This window comes from Mycobacterium xenopi (genome assembly GCF_009936235.1).
Lineage (GTDB): Bacteria > Actinomycetota > Actinomycetes > Mycobacteriales > Mycobacteriaceae > Mycobacterium > Mycobacterium xenopi.
Genome location: NZ_AP022314.1, coordinates 248,153 through 267,000, shown reverse-complemented (window position 1 = coordinate 267,000; position 18,848 = coordinate 248,153). Strand labels below are relative to the sequence as shown.

Here is an 18,848-nt window from a genome sequence, read left to right as displayed (position 1 = left end):
TTTGAGGGAAGGATGGCACGATGCCGAGCAAGTACGATGAGAACACCAAGGCCAAGGCGGTGCGGCTGGTCCGAGAGCATCGCGATGACTACGAGACCGAGTGGGCGGCGATGCGCGCGATCTCGGCGCGGTTGGGGATGAGCGCGGAGACGCTGCGCAAATGGGTGCGCCAGGCCGAGGTGGACGACGGTGAGGCTGCGGGTGTGCCGACTGAGACCGCACGCGAGCTGCGGGAGCTGCGCCGCAAAACCAAGGAACTTGAGCAAACGATCGAAATACTAAAGGCCGCAACAACTTTCTTCGCGCGGGAGTGCGACCCGCTACACCGCTGATCTGCGAGTTCATCGACGAACACAAGGACCGGTTCGGGGTCGTACCGATGTGCCGCGCCCTGGGTGTCCAGGGCGTGGCGATCGCCCCACGCACCTACTGGGCACACCGGTCGTCGGCGCCGTCAAAACGGGCCCTGTGGGACACCACGATCACCGAGATCCTCGCCGGCGTCTATGAGCCTGACGAGCACGGCAAACGCCCACCGGAGTGCCTGTACGGCAGCCTGAAGATGTGGGCGCACCTGCAGCGCCAGGGCATCCCGGTGGCGCGCTGCACGGTCGAACGGATCATGCGCAAGCACGGCTGGCGCGGGGCCACGCGCGCCCGGACGATACGCACTACCGAGCGCGATCCGGCCGCCGCGAGAGCGCCGGACCTGGTGCGGCGGCGCTTCCATGCATCGCGGCCCAACGAGCTGGACGTGGCGGACTTCACCTACGTGCCGCTCGATGGCGGCGGGTTCGGCTACACCGCATTCGTAATCGACGCCTATGCCGGGCTGATCGCGGGCTGGGAGTGCTCGTTGACGAAGAACACCGCCTTCGTCGAGCGGGCGATCCGCCAAGCCACGGCATACCGGGCGCGGCAGGGACATCCGCTCACCGGTGACACGATTCATCACAGCGATGCCGGATCACAATACACCGCAACACATTTCACTGAGACACTGATGCTGGCCGGACTCGTCCCGTCGATCGGGACTGTCGGGGACGCCCTCGATAACGCGTTGGCCGAAACCACGATCGGGCTCTACAAAACCGAGTGCGTGCGCGCGGGCTCCCCGTTCCGCACCGGACCGATCCGCACCCTCGCCGACCTGGAGAACATCACCTCGGCGTGGGTGCACTGGTATAACACCGCCAGGCTCATGCACCGCCTTGGCCGCCGCCCGCCAGCCGAAGCCGAGGCCGAGTACTACGCCCGGCTGCAAGCCGGCGACCCCATCAGCAGTCCGTAGGCTCGGGTCGCGACGGGGGTGTCACCCAACACCGATGGCAGACTCGGGACTTGTGGCGGAGTTGTTGATCGCGGTCAACCCGGATGAAGACTCCAGGCTGCCGTTGTTGCTGAGGGTCCCGCTCGGTGGCGGTGACCTGCTGTTCCGCACGTCGGGAACCTGGCCGCGGGAAAAAGCTTTGTTCGCCTACCCGGTACCGCTGGACGAGTGGCCCGACGATCCGGTAATCGTCGAACGAGTGCGGTTGCGGTCGTGTCGTCGGCGCGGCGCAGCGATCGACGTGATCGCCGACCGGTCCCGGCACAACCGCTCCCAGCTCGTGTTCACCCAGGCTCGGGGCCGCGACGTGGTGTTTTGGCAGTCGCCGCGCACCCGCAAACAGGCACGCCCGAACGTGCGCACCCCGACCGCCCGCGCGCACGGCATCGAGGAGCTGCAGATCGTGGTCGACAGCCACGAGCAGTACGCCTACCGGTTCGCAACCCAGCAGGTCACCACGGTCAAGCGGGCGCTGCCGTGCGGGGACTACGGAATCGTCGTTGATGGTCAGCTTGTCGCCAGCGTGGAACGCAAGTCACTGGTCGATCTGGTAGCCAGCCTCACCGGCGGCAAGCTGCGCTACCAGGTCGGCGACCTAGCCGCGCTCCCGCGCGCGGCGGTGGTCATCGAGGATCGCTACTCGCAGCTGTTCAAGCTTGACCGCATCCGGCCCGCGGTGGTCGCCGACGGGCTCGCCGAGTTGCAGATCCGCTGGCCGAACGTGCCCGTCGTGTTCTGCGAGACCCGCCAGCTCGCCGAGGAATACACCTACCGGTTCCTCGCCGCCGCCAACGCCTGGGCGACCACCGAACACGCTGCCATGCAACGTATCTCACCGATCAGAGTCGACATCGCCCACCTCGACCAGGCACCCGCAGCGCCGACGCCATCCACCGCCGAAGTCCGCGCCTGGGCTCGCGGCACCGGCTTACCGGTACCCGACCGCGGCGGCTCCGCCCCGAGATCTGGACTGCTTGGTACGACACCAACTCGTCGAACCGAACCTAGCGTCTACGGCCGCGTACTACGCTCACCACCAGATCAGGAAGCACACCGGTCACACGAAACGAGGTGTGCATCAAACCCGGGATGGTTCATCAGCGCGGCCCACATACTCCAACTGCCCATCGGCACGCCAACACACCACATCCCCGGTCCGATACATCCGCGCCCCAACCCCCCCAAACGGACACGCCACAAACCGGGCCGCAGTCAACCCCGACCGACGCCAATACCCACACCCGACCCCACGACCGGCCACATACAACTCACCAACCACCCCCACCGGCACCGGCCGCAACCAGCCATCCAGGACGAACAACGCGGTGGTCGACACCGGCGAACCGATCGGTGCCACGCCGGTCCCGACCGACAGTGGCGCACTCATCGACGCATACACCGTGGCCTCGGTCGGGCCATAGGCGTTGATCATCACCCGACCCGGCGCCCAACGCTCCACCAACTCAGCCGGACAAGCCTCACCGCCGAGCAGCAACGCCACCGACTCCAACCCCTGCGGCGACAGCGCGCTCACCGCCGAGGGGGTCTGGGTCAGCACATTGACCCGTTCACCGATCAGCAGGTCATGGAAGTCGTCGGGGGAGCGGGCCACCGAATCGGGCACCACCACCAACCGCCCACCATGCAGCAACGCACCCCAAATCTCCCACACCGAAAAGTCAAACGCATACGAATGAAACTGCGTCCACACCTGAGCCCCCGGCAGGTGTGGGGGCAACGACTCCGCTAGATGAGCCAGGTTGTGGTGGGTGATGGCCACCCCTTTGGGCGCCCCCGTGGTGCCCGAGGTGTAGATCAGGTAGGCGAGGTCCGCAGGAACCGGGCCCGGCAGGGCAGTACCCGGTTGCGTTTCAACGGCCGGGTCGTCAATGTCGATGACGGCTACCTCATGGCCATCCAACCGGTCGGCCAGACCGGTGGTGGTGAGCACCGCGACCGGCCCGGCATCGGCGAGCATGAAATCGATGCGCGCATCCGGCAACGCCGGGTCTATCGCCAGATACGCCGCACCGCTTTTGAGCACCGCCACCATCGCCACGACCGCCTGGATCGAGCGTTCCAACAGCAGCCCCACACACTGGCCCGGGCCGGCCCCATAACCAACCAACAAGTGCGCCAACCGATTAGCGGCCTCATCCAACTCGCGGTAAGTCATGCACACATCCCCGCAAGACAACGCCACCGCCTGCGGTGAGCGCGCGACTTGAGCGGCGAACAACTCCGGAACCGACACCGGCACCACCGGCCGGGTCAACACCACCCGATTACCCCACTCCTCCAACCGGGCATGCTCACCGGCATCGAGCACATCCACCGCCGACAACCGCCGGGCAGGCTCAGCAGTCATCACCGCCAACACCCGCTGCAACCGCCCCACCAACGCCTCAACGCTCGCAGCGTCAAACACATCGCTGCGAAACTCCACCATCCCGGAAATCCCCGCCGGCTCACCGGCTTCGGTGAAGCACTCCGCCAACGAAAACGACAAATCCACGCGGGCGGTGTGGGTGTCGATTGGCATCTGAGCAACCTGCAGATCACCCAACGCCAACCCGGCCAGGCCATCACCAAGCTGCCCAGGCAGGTTCTGCCAAGCCAACATCACCTGCACCAACGGGTGATGAGCCAACGACCGGGCCGGGTTAAGCCGCTCCACCAACACCTCAAAGGGCACATCCTGATGCTCGAAAGCAGCCAGGCTGCGCGCCCGCACCTGGGCCAACAACTCAGCCACACAGGGATCACCGGCCAAATCCACCCGCAGCACCAACGTATTGACGAAAAACCCGACCAACTCATCCAACGCCGGATCCCGCCGCCCAGCGATCGGAAACCCAACAGCCACATCCGAACTCGCGGCAAGCTTGCCCAACAACACCGCCAACGCAGCCTGCACCACCATGAAACCGGTCGCGTTATGCTCACGCGCCACCCGCGCCACCTGCTGCTGCAACCGCGCCGGCCACTCCACGGCCACCCGACCACCCCGCTGACCGGCCACCGGCGGATACGGCCGATCGGTGGGCAACACCAGCCGCTCGGGCATCCCCGCCAGAACCTGCTCCCAATAAGCCAATTGCGCAGCAATCAGGCTCTGACTGTCATCGAGATCACCGAACTGGGCGCGCTGCCACAACGTGTAATCGGCGTACTGCACCGGCAACGGATCCCAATCAGGGACCCGCCCCGCACACCGGGCACCATAGGCCAGACCCAGATCACGCACCAACGGGGTAATCGACCAGCCATCAGCCGCGATGTGGTGAACCACAACCACCAGCACATGTTCGTCGTCAGCGAGACGGAAAAGCCCTGCCCGCAAAGGAATCTCAGCAGCCAAGTCGAAACTATGATGCGCCGCCTGCTCGATCGACTCTTGCAGCCGACCCGGCGGCCACCCAGCGACATCAACCACCTGCCAACCGATATCGGCCCACTCCGCAGAAACCACCACCTGCCGAGCAACCCCGTCAACAGCAGGAAACACCGTGCGCAAGCTCTCATGACGGGCCACCACATCACCCAACGCCGCCCCCAACGCGCCAGCATCAAGTGCCCCGCCCAGCCGCAACGCCACCGCCAGGTTGTAAACCGGAGACGGCCCCTGCAACTGCTCCAAAACCACAACCGCGACTGGGCAAACGACAACGGCACCACCGCCGGGCGCTCCACCGGCCGCAACGGCGCAAGCCCACCCCCACCCGCACCGATACGCGGCGCCAACTGGGCAACCGTGGGCGCCTCAAACACCGTGCGCACCGCAAGATCAGCGCCCAAACTGTTGTTAACCGCAGCAACCAGGCGCATCACCGCCAACGAATCCCCACCCAAATCGAAAAAGGAGTCGTCGACGCTGACCCGCTCCAGTGCGAGTACTTGGGCGTAGATGCCGGCCAAGATTTCCTCGGTGGGTGTGGCCGGGGCACGATAGTTGCCCGTGCTGTATTCGGGAGCGGGCAAGGCCCGGGTGTCGAGTTTGCCGTTGATCGTCAACGGCAGCGCGTCGATCACCACCACCGCGACGGGCACCATGTACTCGGGCAACCGCTGCGCCAGCTTTTGGCGAACCTCAACCGGATCAGCGCTGCCGGTGATGTAGCCGACCAAGCGCTTATCGCCAGGGCGGTCCTCACGGGCGATCACCACCGCCTGATCCACCCCATCCAAACCAGCCAACGCGGCCTGAATCTCCCCCAACTCGATGCGATACCCGCGGATCTTGACCTGCTCATCAGCGCGGCCCACATACTCCAACTGCCCATCGGCACGCCAACACACCACATCCCCGGTCCGATACATCCGCGCCCCAACCCCCCCAAACGGACACGCCACAAACCGGGCCGCAGTCAACCCCGACCGACGCCAATACCCACACCCGACCCCACGACCGGCCACATACAACTCACCAACCACCCCCACCGGCACCGGCCGCAACCAGCCATCCAGGACGAAAACAGCCGCACCGGACACTGGCGAACCGATCGGCGGGGCCCCCCCGCCTGCTTTGAGCGGCACACTCTTTGACGCCCACATTGTTGTTTCGGTCGGACCGTAAACGTTGATCATCACCCGACCCGGCGCCCAACGCTCCACCAACTCAGCCGGACAAGCCTCACCGCCGATCACCATGGCTGTCGAGTCCAAACCTTCAGGGGACAAAGCCACTGCTGCAGAAGGGGTCTGGGTCAGGACCGTGACATGTTCACCGATCAGCAGGTCATGGAAGTCGTCGGGGGAGCGGGCCACCGAATCGGGCACCACCACCAACCGCCCACCATGCAGCAACGCACCCCAAATCTCCCACACCGAAAAGTCAAACGCATACGAATGAAACTGCGTCCACACCTGGGTCGGCGCCAGCTCCACACCAACATCAAGGGAGTCGAATAGTTGGGTGACGTTGTGGTGGGTGATGGCCACCCCTTTGGGCGCCCCCGTGGTGCCCGAGGTGTAGATCAGGTAGGCGAGGTCCGCAGGAACCGGGCCCGGCAGGGCAGTACCCGGTTGCGTTTCAACGGCCGGGTCGTCAATGTCGATGACGGCTACCTCATGGCCATCCAACCGGTCGGCCAGACCGGTGGTGGTGAGCACCGCGACCGGCCCGGCATCGGCGAGCATGAAATCGATGCGCGCATCCGGCAACGCCGGGTCTATCGCCAGATACGCCGCACCGCTTTTGAGCACCGCCACCATCGCCACGACCGCCTCAGCGGATCGGCGAAACAGCAGTCCCACGTACTGGCCCGGGCCGGCCCCATAACCAACCAACAAGTGCGCCAACCGATTAGCGGCCTCATCCAACTCGCGGTAAGTCATGCACACATCCCCGCAAGACAACGCCACCGCCTGCGGTGAGCGCGCGACTTGAGCGGCGAACAACTCCGGAACCGACACCGGCACCACCGGCCGGGTCAACACCACCCGATTACCCCACTCCTCCAACCGGGCATGCTCACCGGCATCGAGCACATCCACCGCCGACAACCGCCGGGCAGGCTCAGCAGTCATCACCGCCAACACCCGCTGCAACCGCCCCACCAACGCCTCAACGCTCGCAGCGTCAAACACATCGCTGGCGTACTCGACGCGCAGTCCCAGTTCCTGACCGGGTATGGCTTGCATTGTCAACGGGTAGTCAGTGGACTCGTAACTAGCAAAGCCGGTAATGCTCAGCCCATCGACACCAGAAAATGTGCCGGTGTCAACCGGATAGTTTTCGAACGCCAGCATCGTGTCGAACAGTTGGTCATGCCCGGTGATGCGTTGGATCTCGCTGAGGGCGAGGTGTTGGTGCTCAAGGGTTTTGGTATGGGCGTATTGCAGCTGGTGCAGCAGATCGGCAGTGGTTGTTGAGGTCGTGATAATTGCGCGGGCCGGCACTGTGTTCATCAACAGGCCCACCATCGATTCCGACCCGGCCACCTCGGTGGGCCGTCCTGACACCGCGACCCCGAAGGCGACATCATGCTGGCCGGTTAGCCCCACCAACAGCTGCGCCCAGGCGGCCTGCAGCACGGTGTTGACCGTCGTGTGGTGCGAACGCGCCAGCTCGTAAAGTGCTCGCGTAGTCTGTTCCGGAATCCGATACGACGTGATGCCTCGTCGCCCGGACCGATACTTTTGCGGTGGACCCACCAGAGTTGGGGTGTCAAAACCAGCCAGGACCTCGCGCCAGGCTGAACGAGCGGCATCGAGGTCCCGCTCGGCCAGCCAGGCAATAAAACGGCGATACGGCGTGGCCGCCGGCAGCCGCTGCCCGTGGTAACCGGCAAAGATTTCGTGCAACAGGATCGGTAGCGACCAGCCGTCGACCACGATGTGGTGTGCGGTAAGCACGAACCGGTGCTGGTCTGGCCCAGTGCAAATCAATGCCGCCCGAAAGACCGGGTGGCTTGTCAGATCGCATACGGCGGCCCGCTCGGCGGCACAGAACTGTTCAATGGGCTCATCGGCAGTGACACCATCGAGCTCGAGATACTGCCACTCCGCTACCGGATCAGCTGGGATTAGTTGGACCGGGTTGTCAAATTGGTCGCAGAATCGAGCCGCCAGGTTGGGATGGCGGTTGAGCACACCACGCAGCGCCTCATGCAACTTCTGCGCGCTGAGCGGTCCTTGCAACGCGATATCGAGCTGCACTGCGTAGACGTCGTCACAGCCCTGTGCGGCGCCCGCATGAAAGAGCAGTCCCTGCTGCAACGGGGTTAACGGCAAAACGTCGGCGATCCGGTATTGACTCTGCAACTCATCGATCTGCTGTTGGTTAAGCCGCGCCGGAACGATATCGGACGGTGTCAACCCGCCGCCGCCACGCGCGACATTCGCGCAAATGCCACATAACGCGTCGAACCACAACTCGCTCAGGTGACTGACCTGCGCGTGATCCAACCTCGAAGGTGCCCACATCCAGTTGGCCTGCAGTTGTGGGCCCGTGTCGGTGTCAACGGTGACGACATTTAGCTCAAGGGTGTGCGCCAGCGGCATGGGCACCGCTGTGGCCGCGCCGGTTGCGGCCAGTGCGTCTTGGCTAACTTGCCACATCGCATCCGAGACTTGGCCCGTTGCCATACACAGGCGCCCCAGATAGTTGAATCCAATCGGCGGGTCGGATTCGGTCAAATCGATATCCGGGTTCAGGTACCGCAGCAAACCGTAGGTCAAACCCTTTGGTAGGGCGCGAAGCTGCTCTTTGGCGTTTTTGATCAGTGTGCCTAGCGCGGTGTCACCGGCCCTCACTTGCGCCCAGGCAAGGTCACCGACCGTCAGGGAAACCGGGTATTTGGTGGTAAACCAGCCCACTGTGTGGGACAGGTCGACGTCGGGGCCCAGCTCTTCGTGGCGGCCATGGCCCTCGACGTCGATGCCGATCGGCGCGCTGCGGTTGCCTAGAAACTCCGCCACCGCCAACGCGAATCCGATCAAGAAGATGTCATGCACCCCTGCGTGAAATGCGGCAGGCACCTCGACGAGCAGCATTCGGGTGGTCTCGATATCTAGCTCCGCCGATAAGTGCCCGGCAGTGGCGAAGGTGTCCACGTCGGGTTCCACTGCCGGCAGCGCAGGTGGGGTCGCGGCCACCTGCCGCCACGCGTCGGCCTGCTCCACCACGGCTGCGTCACGGGCGTGTTCAGCAAGGAGTGACGCCCACTGGGCGAACGACGTCCCGCTCGTCGGCAACACCACCGGTTGGCCCTTGCGGTGCTGGGCCCACGCGATGTTGAGGTCTTCCAACAGGATTCGCCATGACACCCCGTCGACGGCCAGATGATGGACGATTAACGCCAACTGGCCGGTATCGGCTGCCCACAGCGCGCTGACCATTACCCCGTCGGCCGGGTTCAGCGAAGCGCGCGCCGCCATCAGCGCTTCGTCGGACAACGCATCCGTTACGTGCAAGCAGTCGCGTGCGTCCACCGAACCTGGCTCGGGAACCATCAGTGACCAGTCCTCGCCGACGCGCAGCCGCAACATGCCATGCCGATCCAGCAACGCCTGCAAGAGCGCGACCAAATCGACGTCGGTGACCCCGGCGGGAGCTTGCACCACCATGGTCTGGTTGAACTGCGCAACCGGGCCGTCCACACGTTGCAGCCATCGCATGATTGGAGTCGGCGCCACCGGTCCGATGCCTTCGTCGACCGGGCCTTGTGCGTCATCGGTGACCACTTCGGCCACTCGGGCAAGGCGTTCCACCGTTTGCTCGACGAAAACATCGCGCGGCCTCACCAACAGGCCCGCGGCACGCGCGCGCGCCACCAGTTGCATCGACGAGATGCTGTCGCCGCCGAGGTCGAAGAAGGAGTCATCGACGCCGACCCGCTCCAAGCCCAGCACCTCGGCGAAGATGCCGGCCAGGATTTCTTCGGTGGGGTTGGTTGGGGCCTGGTAGTGGTCGGTGGCGGTGTATTGCGGGGCGGGCAGGGCGCGGGTGTCGAGTTTGCCGTTGATGGTCAGCGGCAGCGCGTCCAGTACCACCACCGCGGCCGGCACCATGTAGCCCGGCAACCGCTCGGCCAGCTGCTCGCGGATCGCGGCGGGGTCGGCGGTTCCGGTGACATAGCCCACCAGGCGCTTGTCGCCGGGGCGGTCCTCGCGGGCGATCACCGCCGCCTGCTGCACACCCTCCACTGCGGCCAGGGTGGCCTGGACTTCACCGAGTTCGATGCGATACCCGCGGATTTTGACCTGCTCATCGGCGCGGCCCACGTATTGCAGCTGCCCATCGGAGCCCCAGCGCACCAAATCCCCGGTCCGATACATCCGCGCACCGGGGCCGCCGAACGGGCAGGCCACAAACCGCGACGCCGTCAACGCGGCACGGCGTACATAGCCATACGCCACCCCGGTGCCGGCGACATACAACTCGCCGAGGACCCCAGCGGGTACCGGGCGCAGCCATCGGTCGAGCACAAACAGCGCCGCGCCGGCAACCGGCGTGCCGATCGGCACAGCCCATCCCGGCGTCAATGGCTCACTGATGGCCACGCACATCGTGGTTTCAGTGGGGCCGTAGGCGTTGATCATCACCCGCCCCGGCGCCCAACGGTTTACCACCTCGGCCGGACAGGCCTCACCAACGACCACCAACGCCGTCGACTCCAACCCCTGCGGGGACAGTGCCCTGACCGCCGAAGGGGTTTGGGTGAGCACGCCGACCCGTTCGGCGACCAGCAGGGTGTGAAAGTCGTGCGGCGACCCCGCGATCGCTTCGGGCACCACCACCAGCCGCCCGCCGCGCAGCAGCGCGCCGAAGATCTCCCACACCGACACGTCGAACGCCAGGGAATGACTGTGCGACCACACCCCCGCCACCGGCAGACCCGCATCCAGCGACCCCAACAGTTGGGTGACGTTGTGGTGGCTGACGGCGACTCCTTTGGGGACGCCGGTGGTGCCGGAGGTGTAGATCAGGTAGGCGATGTCATCGGGGGCCGGGCCGGGCAGGTTGGTGTTGGGTTGGGTGTTGATCCGGGGGTCGTTGATGTCGATGACCGCCACATCGTGGCCATCGAGCCGGTCAGCGAGCCCGGTGGTGGTGATCACCGCGAGGGGGGCGGCGTCGGCGAGCATGAACCCGATGCGCTCGACCGGGTGTGCGGGGTCGATGGGCAGATACGCCGCCCCGCTCTTTAACACCCCCAGGATCGCGATGATCGCCTCGGCGCAGCGCGGCAACAACAACGCCACACACGCCCCCGCACCCGCCCCGTAGTCGATCAGCAAGTGCGCCAACCGGTTCGACGCCTCATCGAGCTGCCGGTAACTCCACGATCGCCCACCACAGCTGAGCGCCACCGCATCCGGGGCGCGGGCCACCTGCCCGGCAAACAACCGCGGCACCGACACCAGCACCGGCGCCGGCCGGGTCAACACCACCCGGTTACCCACCTCACCCAAACGCGCCAACTCGGCGGCATCGACCACCTCAACCGAGGACAACACCCGCCTCGGGTCGGCGGTCATCGCCACCACCACCCGCTGCAGGCGCCCGATCAACATCTGAATGCTGGCCGCATCAAACACATCGGTGCGAAACTCCACCACCCCGCAAATCCCGGCCGGCTGCCCATGCTCGGTCCAGCGCTCCTCGATGGAAAACGCCAAATCCATGCGCGCGGTACGCGTATCCACCGGCACCGGGCTGGCCTGCACCTCCCCCAAACCCAACTCCGGGATGCTGTTTTGCCAGGCCAACATCACCTGCACCAGCGGGTGATGGGCCAAGCTTCGGGTGGGGTTGAGCCGCTCCACCAACAACTCAAACGGCACATCCTGGTGCTCGTAGGCGGCCAGGCTGCGCGCGCGCACCTGGCCCAACACCTCCTCGATGCTGGGATTGCCGGCCAAATCCACCCGCAACACCAAGGTGTTGACGAAAAACCCCACCAACTCATCCAGCACCGGGTCACGCCGCCCCGCGATCGGAAACCCGATCGCCACCTCAGCACTGGCGGCCAGCTTGGACAACAACACCGCCAACGCGGCCTGCATCACCATGAAACTGGTCGCGTTGTGCTCCCGGGCCACCCGGGCAATCTGCTGCTGCACCTGCGCCGGCCACTCCAAGGGCACCCGCGCCCCGCGATGATCGGCCACCGGCGGATACGGCCGATCGGTGGGCAACTCCAACCGCTCGGGCAACCCCGCCAGCTCGTGTTCCCAAAACGCCACCTGGGCGGCGATCAGACTATCGGGATCATCAAGCTCACCCAGCTGCTCGCGCTGCCACAACGTGTAATCGGCGTACTGCACCGGCAACGGATCCCACCCCGGGGCCCGCCCCCCACAACGGGCGGCATAAGCAACACTTAAATCGCGCACCAACGGGGTGATCGACCAACCATCAGCGGCGATATGATGCACCACCGCCACCAGCACATGCTCATCCTCGGCAACCCGGAAAAGCCGTGCCCGCAACGGAATCTCGACCGCCAAATCAAACGAATACCGCACCGCGGCCTCAACGGCCTGCCCCAACGATGCCGGCGACCAACCGCTGGCATCGACCACCTGCCAACCGAACTCGGCGCGCTCAACCGGCACCACCACCTGCCGCGGTGTCCCCTCCACCGCGGGAAACACCGTGCGCAGGCTCTCATGGCGGGCCACCACATCAGAAAGCGCCGCCCCCAACGCCGCCGCATCCAGCCGCCCACACAGCCGCAACGCCACCCCCATGTTGTAAACCGGGGACGGCCCCTGCAACTGCTCTAAAAACCACAACCGCTGCTGGGCAAACGACAACGGCACCACCGCCGGGCGCGCCACCGGCCGCACCGGCGCCAACCGGGCGGCACCCTCACCCCCGACACGGCCCGCCAACTGCCCCACCGTGGGCGCCTCAAACACCGCCCGCACCGACAACCCGGCACCCAACGCCTCATTGACCGCGGCCACCAACCGCATCGCCGACAACGAATCGCCACCCAAATCAAAAAACGAATCCTCGGCCCCCACCCGCGGCACACCAAGAATCCGGGCATAAATACCGGCCAACAACTCCTCGGTCGGCCCGGCCGGAGCCCCGATAACGATCGGCATCGGCATACTCCGGTGCCGGCAGGGCCCGCTTATCCAACTTGCCGTTAACCGTCAACGGCAACGCCTCCACCACCACCACCGCCGCGGGCACCATGTACTCCGGCAACCGCTCACGCAGCTTGGCCCGCAACCACCCCGGATCCACACTGCCGGTGACATACCCCACCAGGCGCTTATCCCCCGGACGGTCTTCGCGGGCAATCACCGCCGCCTGCCCCACCCCCTCCAGCGCGCTCAACGCCGCCTGAATCTCACCCAACTCGATGCGATACCCGCGGATCTTGACCTGCTCATCAGCGCGGCCCAAATACTCCAACTGCCCATCGGCACGCCAACGCACCACATCCCCGGTGCGATACATGCGCGCCCCAAACCCCCCAAACGGGCACGCCACAAACCGCGACCCGGTCAACCCCGGCCGCCGCCAATACCCCACCCCCACCGCAGGACCAGCCACATACAACTCCCCCACCACACCAGGGGGCACCGGGCGCAACCAGCTGTCGAGCACAAACAACGCCGCCCCCGCCACCGGCGACCCAATCGGCGCATCTGACCCGGCCCGCAATGGCGCACTCATTGCGGCATACACGGTGGTTTCGGTGGGCCCGTAGGCGTTGATCATCACCCGCCCCGGCGCCCAACGCTGCACCAACTCCACCGGGCAGGCCTCACCAGCGACCACCAACGCCACCGATTCCAGCCCCTGCGGCGACAGCATCCCCGCCGCCGACGGCGTCTGACACAACACATCAACCCGCTCAGCAACCAGCAGATCGTGCAACTCAGCCGGAGACCGTGCCACCTGCTCTGGCGCCACCACCAGCCGGCCCCCATGCAGCAGCGCACCCCAGATCTCGCACACCGAGACGTCGAAGGCCAACGAATGCCACTGTGACCACACCTGTCCGTCCAGCTCCAGGCTGTTGTCCAGGGATGCCATCAGCTCGACGACGTTGCGGTGGGTGATCGCCACACCTTTGGGGACGCCGGTGGTGCCCGAGGTGTAGATCAGGTAGGCGATGTCATCAGGCGACGGCGGCGGGGGAGCTGTGTGCGGATAGGTCCGGAGGCAGGGGTCGTTGACGTCGATCACCTGCAGACCACGGCCGTGCAGCCGGTCGGCCAGGTCCGTGGTGGTGATCGCCGCGATCGGTGTGGCGTCGGCGAGCATGAACTCGATCCGGGCCGTAGGCACCACCGGGTCGATCGGCACATAAGCCGCGCCGGTTTTGAGCACCGCCAGGATCGCCGCGATCGCTTCGGCCGACCGGGAAAACAGCAGCGCCACCCGCTGCCCCGGGCCCACCCCACGGTCGGCCAGCAGGTGTGCCAACCGGTTGGCGGTCTCGTCGAGTTCCCGGTAGGTCGTCGAGCACTCACCACAGACCACGGCCACCGCGTCGGGGGTGCGCGCGACTTGTTCGGTGAACATTGCTGGAATCGATACCGTCGCGGTGGCGGGCCGGGCCGACACGGCCTGGTTGCCCCATTCATCGAGGCAGGCTAGCTCAGCAGGCTGCAACACATCGATCGACGAGAGCCGCCGCCCCGGATCGCTGGCCATGGCAGCCCACACCGCCTGCAACCGCTTGACGAGTGTTTCGATGCTGGCGGTGTCGAACACATCAGTGTCGAACTCCACCCGCAGGCCCAGCTCACTGCCGGGAAAGGCTTGCACCGCAAGGGGATAGTGGTTGTATTCGCGGTTGGTGAACCCGGTGACGGTCAACCCCTCCCCGCTCGCTAACGCGGCGGTGTCTAGGGGGTAGTTCTCGAACACGAACAAGGTGTCAAACAGCTGGTCGTGGCCACTGACCCGGTGAATCTCGGCAAGTGCCAGGTGCTGGTGCTCCAGGGTGTGGTTGTGGGTGCCGTGCAGCTGGTCGAGCAGCCCGCTGGTCGTGGTGGCCGCTGTGACGCGCGCGCGCACCGGCACCGTGTTGATCAACAAACCCACCATCGCCTCGGCGCCAGCCACCTCGGCGGCCGCCCGACACCGTCGTGCCAAACGCGACATCCTGATGGCCGGTCACCAGCATCAGCAACTGCGCAAACCCGGCCTGCAACACCGTGTTGACGGTGGTATGACTGGCGCGCGCCAACGCAGTGATCGCCCGGGTGGTCTCAGCCGGCACCCGAAACAATGCCACGCCTCGGCGCCCCCGTCCTGATCTGCCCGGCGGGCTCACCAGCGTCGGGGTGTCAAAACCATCGAACACCTCACGCCACGCGGCGCGGGCAGTATCAAGATCACGACCGGCCAGCCAGGCGACAAAGTCGCGATAAGGCGCGGGTATGGGCAGCCGCTGCCCCTGGTAGCCGGCGAACATCTGTTGCACCACGATCGGCAGCGACCACCCGTCGGCCACAACGTGGTGGACGGTCACCACGATCCGGTGCCGCTCGTCGCCGATGCGAATCAGCGCGACCCGAAACGCCGGCTGCTCAGCCAGATCACGCACCGCGGCCCGCTCGGCCGCGCACAGCCGCGCGATCTGTTCATCGACGCCGCCACCATCGACTTCGACATAGCGCCACCCCGGCGCGGGATCGGCCAGGATGACCTGCACCGGCTCGTCGAACTGGTCGCAGACTCGGCTCACCAGGTTCGGATGCCGGCTCACCACCAGCTGGACGGCGGCGCGCAGCCGATCAGGGTCAAGCGGGCCCGCCACCGCAAGCTCCAACTGCAACACATACAGGTCGTCGTCGCCCTGTGCGGTGCTGGCGTGAAACAGCAGTCCCTGCTGCAGCGGCGTCAACGGCAGCACGTCAGCGATCCGGTAGCGCTGCTCGAGCTGGTCGATCTGCTGCTGGGTCAGCCGGGCGGCGCCACATCCGACGGCGTCAACCCGCCACCACCGGCACGCACAAGCGCGCAAATACCGGCCAAGGCCTCAAACCACAACCGGGCAAGCCGGCTGACCTGGGTTCGATCAAACACTGAGGGTGCCCACGCCCAGTGGGCGTGCAGGCACGGGCCGGTGTCGGTGTCGACGGTGCCCGCGTTGAGATCCAGGGTGTGCGCCAGCGGCAGGGGCAAAACGGTGGCGGCGGTCAACGACAACGCGTCCCCGCTGACCCGCCACAGCCCATCGGAGCTCTCGGCCGTCGACACACCCAGCCGCCCCAAATAGTTGAACCCGATCGGCGGGTCGACCCCGGCCAGGTCAACGTCAGGGTTCAAATACCGCAGCAAACCATAGGTCAGACCATCGGGCAGGCCGGCCAGCTGCTCTTTGACGGCTTTGACCACCACCCCCAGCGTCGCCTCGCCGCCGACGACCTGCCCCCACGCCGGCGGGGTCACCGTCAACGCCACCGGGTATTTGGTGGTAAACCAGCCCACCGTGCGCGACAGATCGACATCGGGGGCCAGGTCCTCCTGGCGGCCATGACCCTCCACATCGATCCCGATCGGCACACCGTGGTGGCCTAAAAACTCAGCGAGCGCCAGCCCGAACGCGATCACCAAGATCTCGTGCACTCCGGCGTGAAACGCCGCCGGCACCTCACCGAGCAGCATCCGCGTGGTCTCGACGTCCAACTCCTGCGAAAGGCGCCCAGCCGTGGCAAACGTGTCAACCTCAGGGCGCACCGCGGGCAGCACTGGGGACGCCGCCGCCACTTGGCGCCACACCTCGGCCTGGGCCACGACATCGGGATGGTGCGCGTACTCGGCCAACAGCACCGACCAGCGGGCAAACGACGTCCCCGACACCGGCAACACCACAGCCTGGCCAGCGCAACGTTGAGCCCAGGCGGTGTTGAGGTCATCCAACAGAATCCGCCACGACACCCCGTCGACAGCCAGATGGTGGATGAGCAACGCCAACTGGCCCGTCGAGGCCACCCACAGCGCGGTCAGCATCACCCCGGCTGCCGGATCCAGCCGCGAGCGCGCCTCTATCAGCGCCTCATCAGACAACACCTCCACGATGTGCAGGCACCCGAGCGCATCGACCGACCCGGCCTCGGGCACCTCCAGCACCCAACCCCCAGCGCCATCATCAACGACGCGGGCCCGCAGCATGGCATGCCGATCCACCAACGCCTGCACCAACACCACCACATCGGCCTCGGAAACCCCCGCCGGAGCCTGCAGCACCATCGTCTGGCTGAACTGCTCCACCGGCCCCCCCATACCGGCCAGCCAGCACATGATCGGAGTCGGCGCGACTGACCCCACACCCTCATCAACCGGCCCCTGGACACCATCGGCCACCTTGGCCACCCCAGCCAGCCGGGCCACGGTCTGCTCAACAAACACATCACGCGGCCGACACAGCACACCAGCGGCACGAGCGCGCGCGGCCACCTGCATCGACAAAATGCTGTCCCCGCCCAAATCGAAAAACGAGTCATCGACACCGACCCGCTCGAGCCCAAGCACCTCGGCGTAGATGCCGGCCAAAATCTCCTCGGTGGGAGTAGCCGGGGCGCGGTAGCGGTCGGTGTCGGCGTATTCCGGTAACGGCAGCGCGCGTTTGTCGAGTTTGCCGTTGACCGTCAACGGCAACGCCTCCACCACCACCACCGCGGCCGGAATCATGTAGCCCGGCAGCCGCTGGGCCAGCTGCTCGCGAAGCCCGGCCGGATCAACGGCCCCGGTCACATAACCCACCAGGCGCCTATCACCGGGACGGTCCTCGCGGGCGATCACCACCGCCTGCTCCACCCCTCCAACGCGGCCAACGCCGCCTCCACCTCGCCCAGCTCGATGCGATACCCGCGGATCTTCACCTGCTCATCGGCGCGGCCCAGGTATTGCAACTGCCCGTCGGCGCCCCAACACACCAAATCCCCGGTCCGATACATCCGCTGCCCCGGGTCACCGAACGGGCACGCCACAAACCGTGACGCGGTCAACCCCGCCCGCCGCCAATACCCCGCCCCCAGGCCCGCGCCGGCGATATACAACTCACCGACCACCCCCGCCGGCACCGGACGCAGCCAGCCATCCAGCACGAAGAATGCGAGGTGCGCCAGCGGCACCCCCACCGGGCTGCCGCCGCTGTCCACATCGGCGGCGACGATCTCGCGGAATGACGCGTGCACCGTGGTCTCGGTGGTGCCATACATATTGATCAACCGTGGCGCTCTCGGATGGTGGCCCAGCCACGGCCGAAGACGCTGCGGTTCCAGCGCCTCCCCGGCGAACACGACGGCCTCTAGGCTCAGCTGCTTGCTCAGTTCCGGGTGCTGCGTGTCGGCGGTTTGCAGCGCATAGAACGCCGACGGGGTCTGGCTCAATACGCTGACTTGCTCGGCAACCAGCAAGGCATGGAAGTCTTCGGGAGAGCGGACCACCGAGTCGGGCACCACCACCAGCCGGCCACCGCGCAACAGGGCACCCCAGATCTCCCACACCGACACATCAAACGCATACGAATGCCACTGCGACCACACCGCCCCCGCCGGCAACTCAGCCTCCACCGACCCCAACAGCTGCACCACATTGCGATGCGTGATCGCCACCCCCTTAGGCACCCCCGTCGTGCCCGAGGTGTAAATCAAATACGCCACATCATCGGCCGCCGGCACCGGCAGGTCGGTGTCGGGCTGAGCCGCCACCGCCGGGTCAGCAACATCGATAACCCGCAGCTCATACCCCACAAACCGGTCCGCCAACTCCGCGGTGGTCACCGCCGCCACCGGCGCAGCATCCTCAAGCAGCAACCGCACGCGCGCCCGCGGATGCGCGGGGTCGATCGGCACATACGCCGCCCCCGTCTTCAGCACCCCCAAAATCGCCACAACCGCCTCAACCGAGCGGGAAAACAACACCGCCACCCGCTGCCCCGGGCCTGCGCCGTGGCCAATCAGCAAGTGCGCCAACCGGTTAGCCGCCTCGTCCAGCTGACGGTACGTCCACGACTGCTCACCGCAAACCAGCGCCACGGCCTCGGGGTGGCGGGCCACCCGCGCGGCAAACACCTCCGGAATCGACACC

1 protein-coding gene and 2 pseudogenes are annotated in these 18,848 nt (G+C 66.1%); 2 read left to right on the top strand and 1 reads right to left on the bottom strand.

The annotated features are described in order from the left end of the window. The first annotated feature begins 20 nt into the window (after positions 1 to 20). Positions 21 to 1,291 (top strand): IS3 family transposase gene (locus tag MYXE_RS01000; protein WP_415624423.1). Its coding sequence is split into 2 segments (ribosomal slippage): positions 21 to 294 and positions 294 to 1,291, totalling 1,272 coding nucleotides; the frame shifts between segments, so codons are not numbered across the junction. Between the two features lie 52 nt (positions 1,292 to 1,343). Further along, positions 1,344 to 2,338 (top strand): annotated as a pseudogene (locus MYXE_RS00995) (ERCC4 domain-containing protein). Between the two features lie 70 nt (positions 2,339 to 2,408). On the opposite strand, the pseudogene MYXE_RS24110 reads toward MYXE_RS00995, so the two are convergent. After that, positions 2,409 to 18,817, bottom strand: a pseudogene (locus MYXE_RS24110) (non-ribosomal peptide synthetase). Positions 18,818 to 18,848 lie beyond the last annotated feature (31 nt).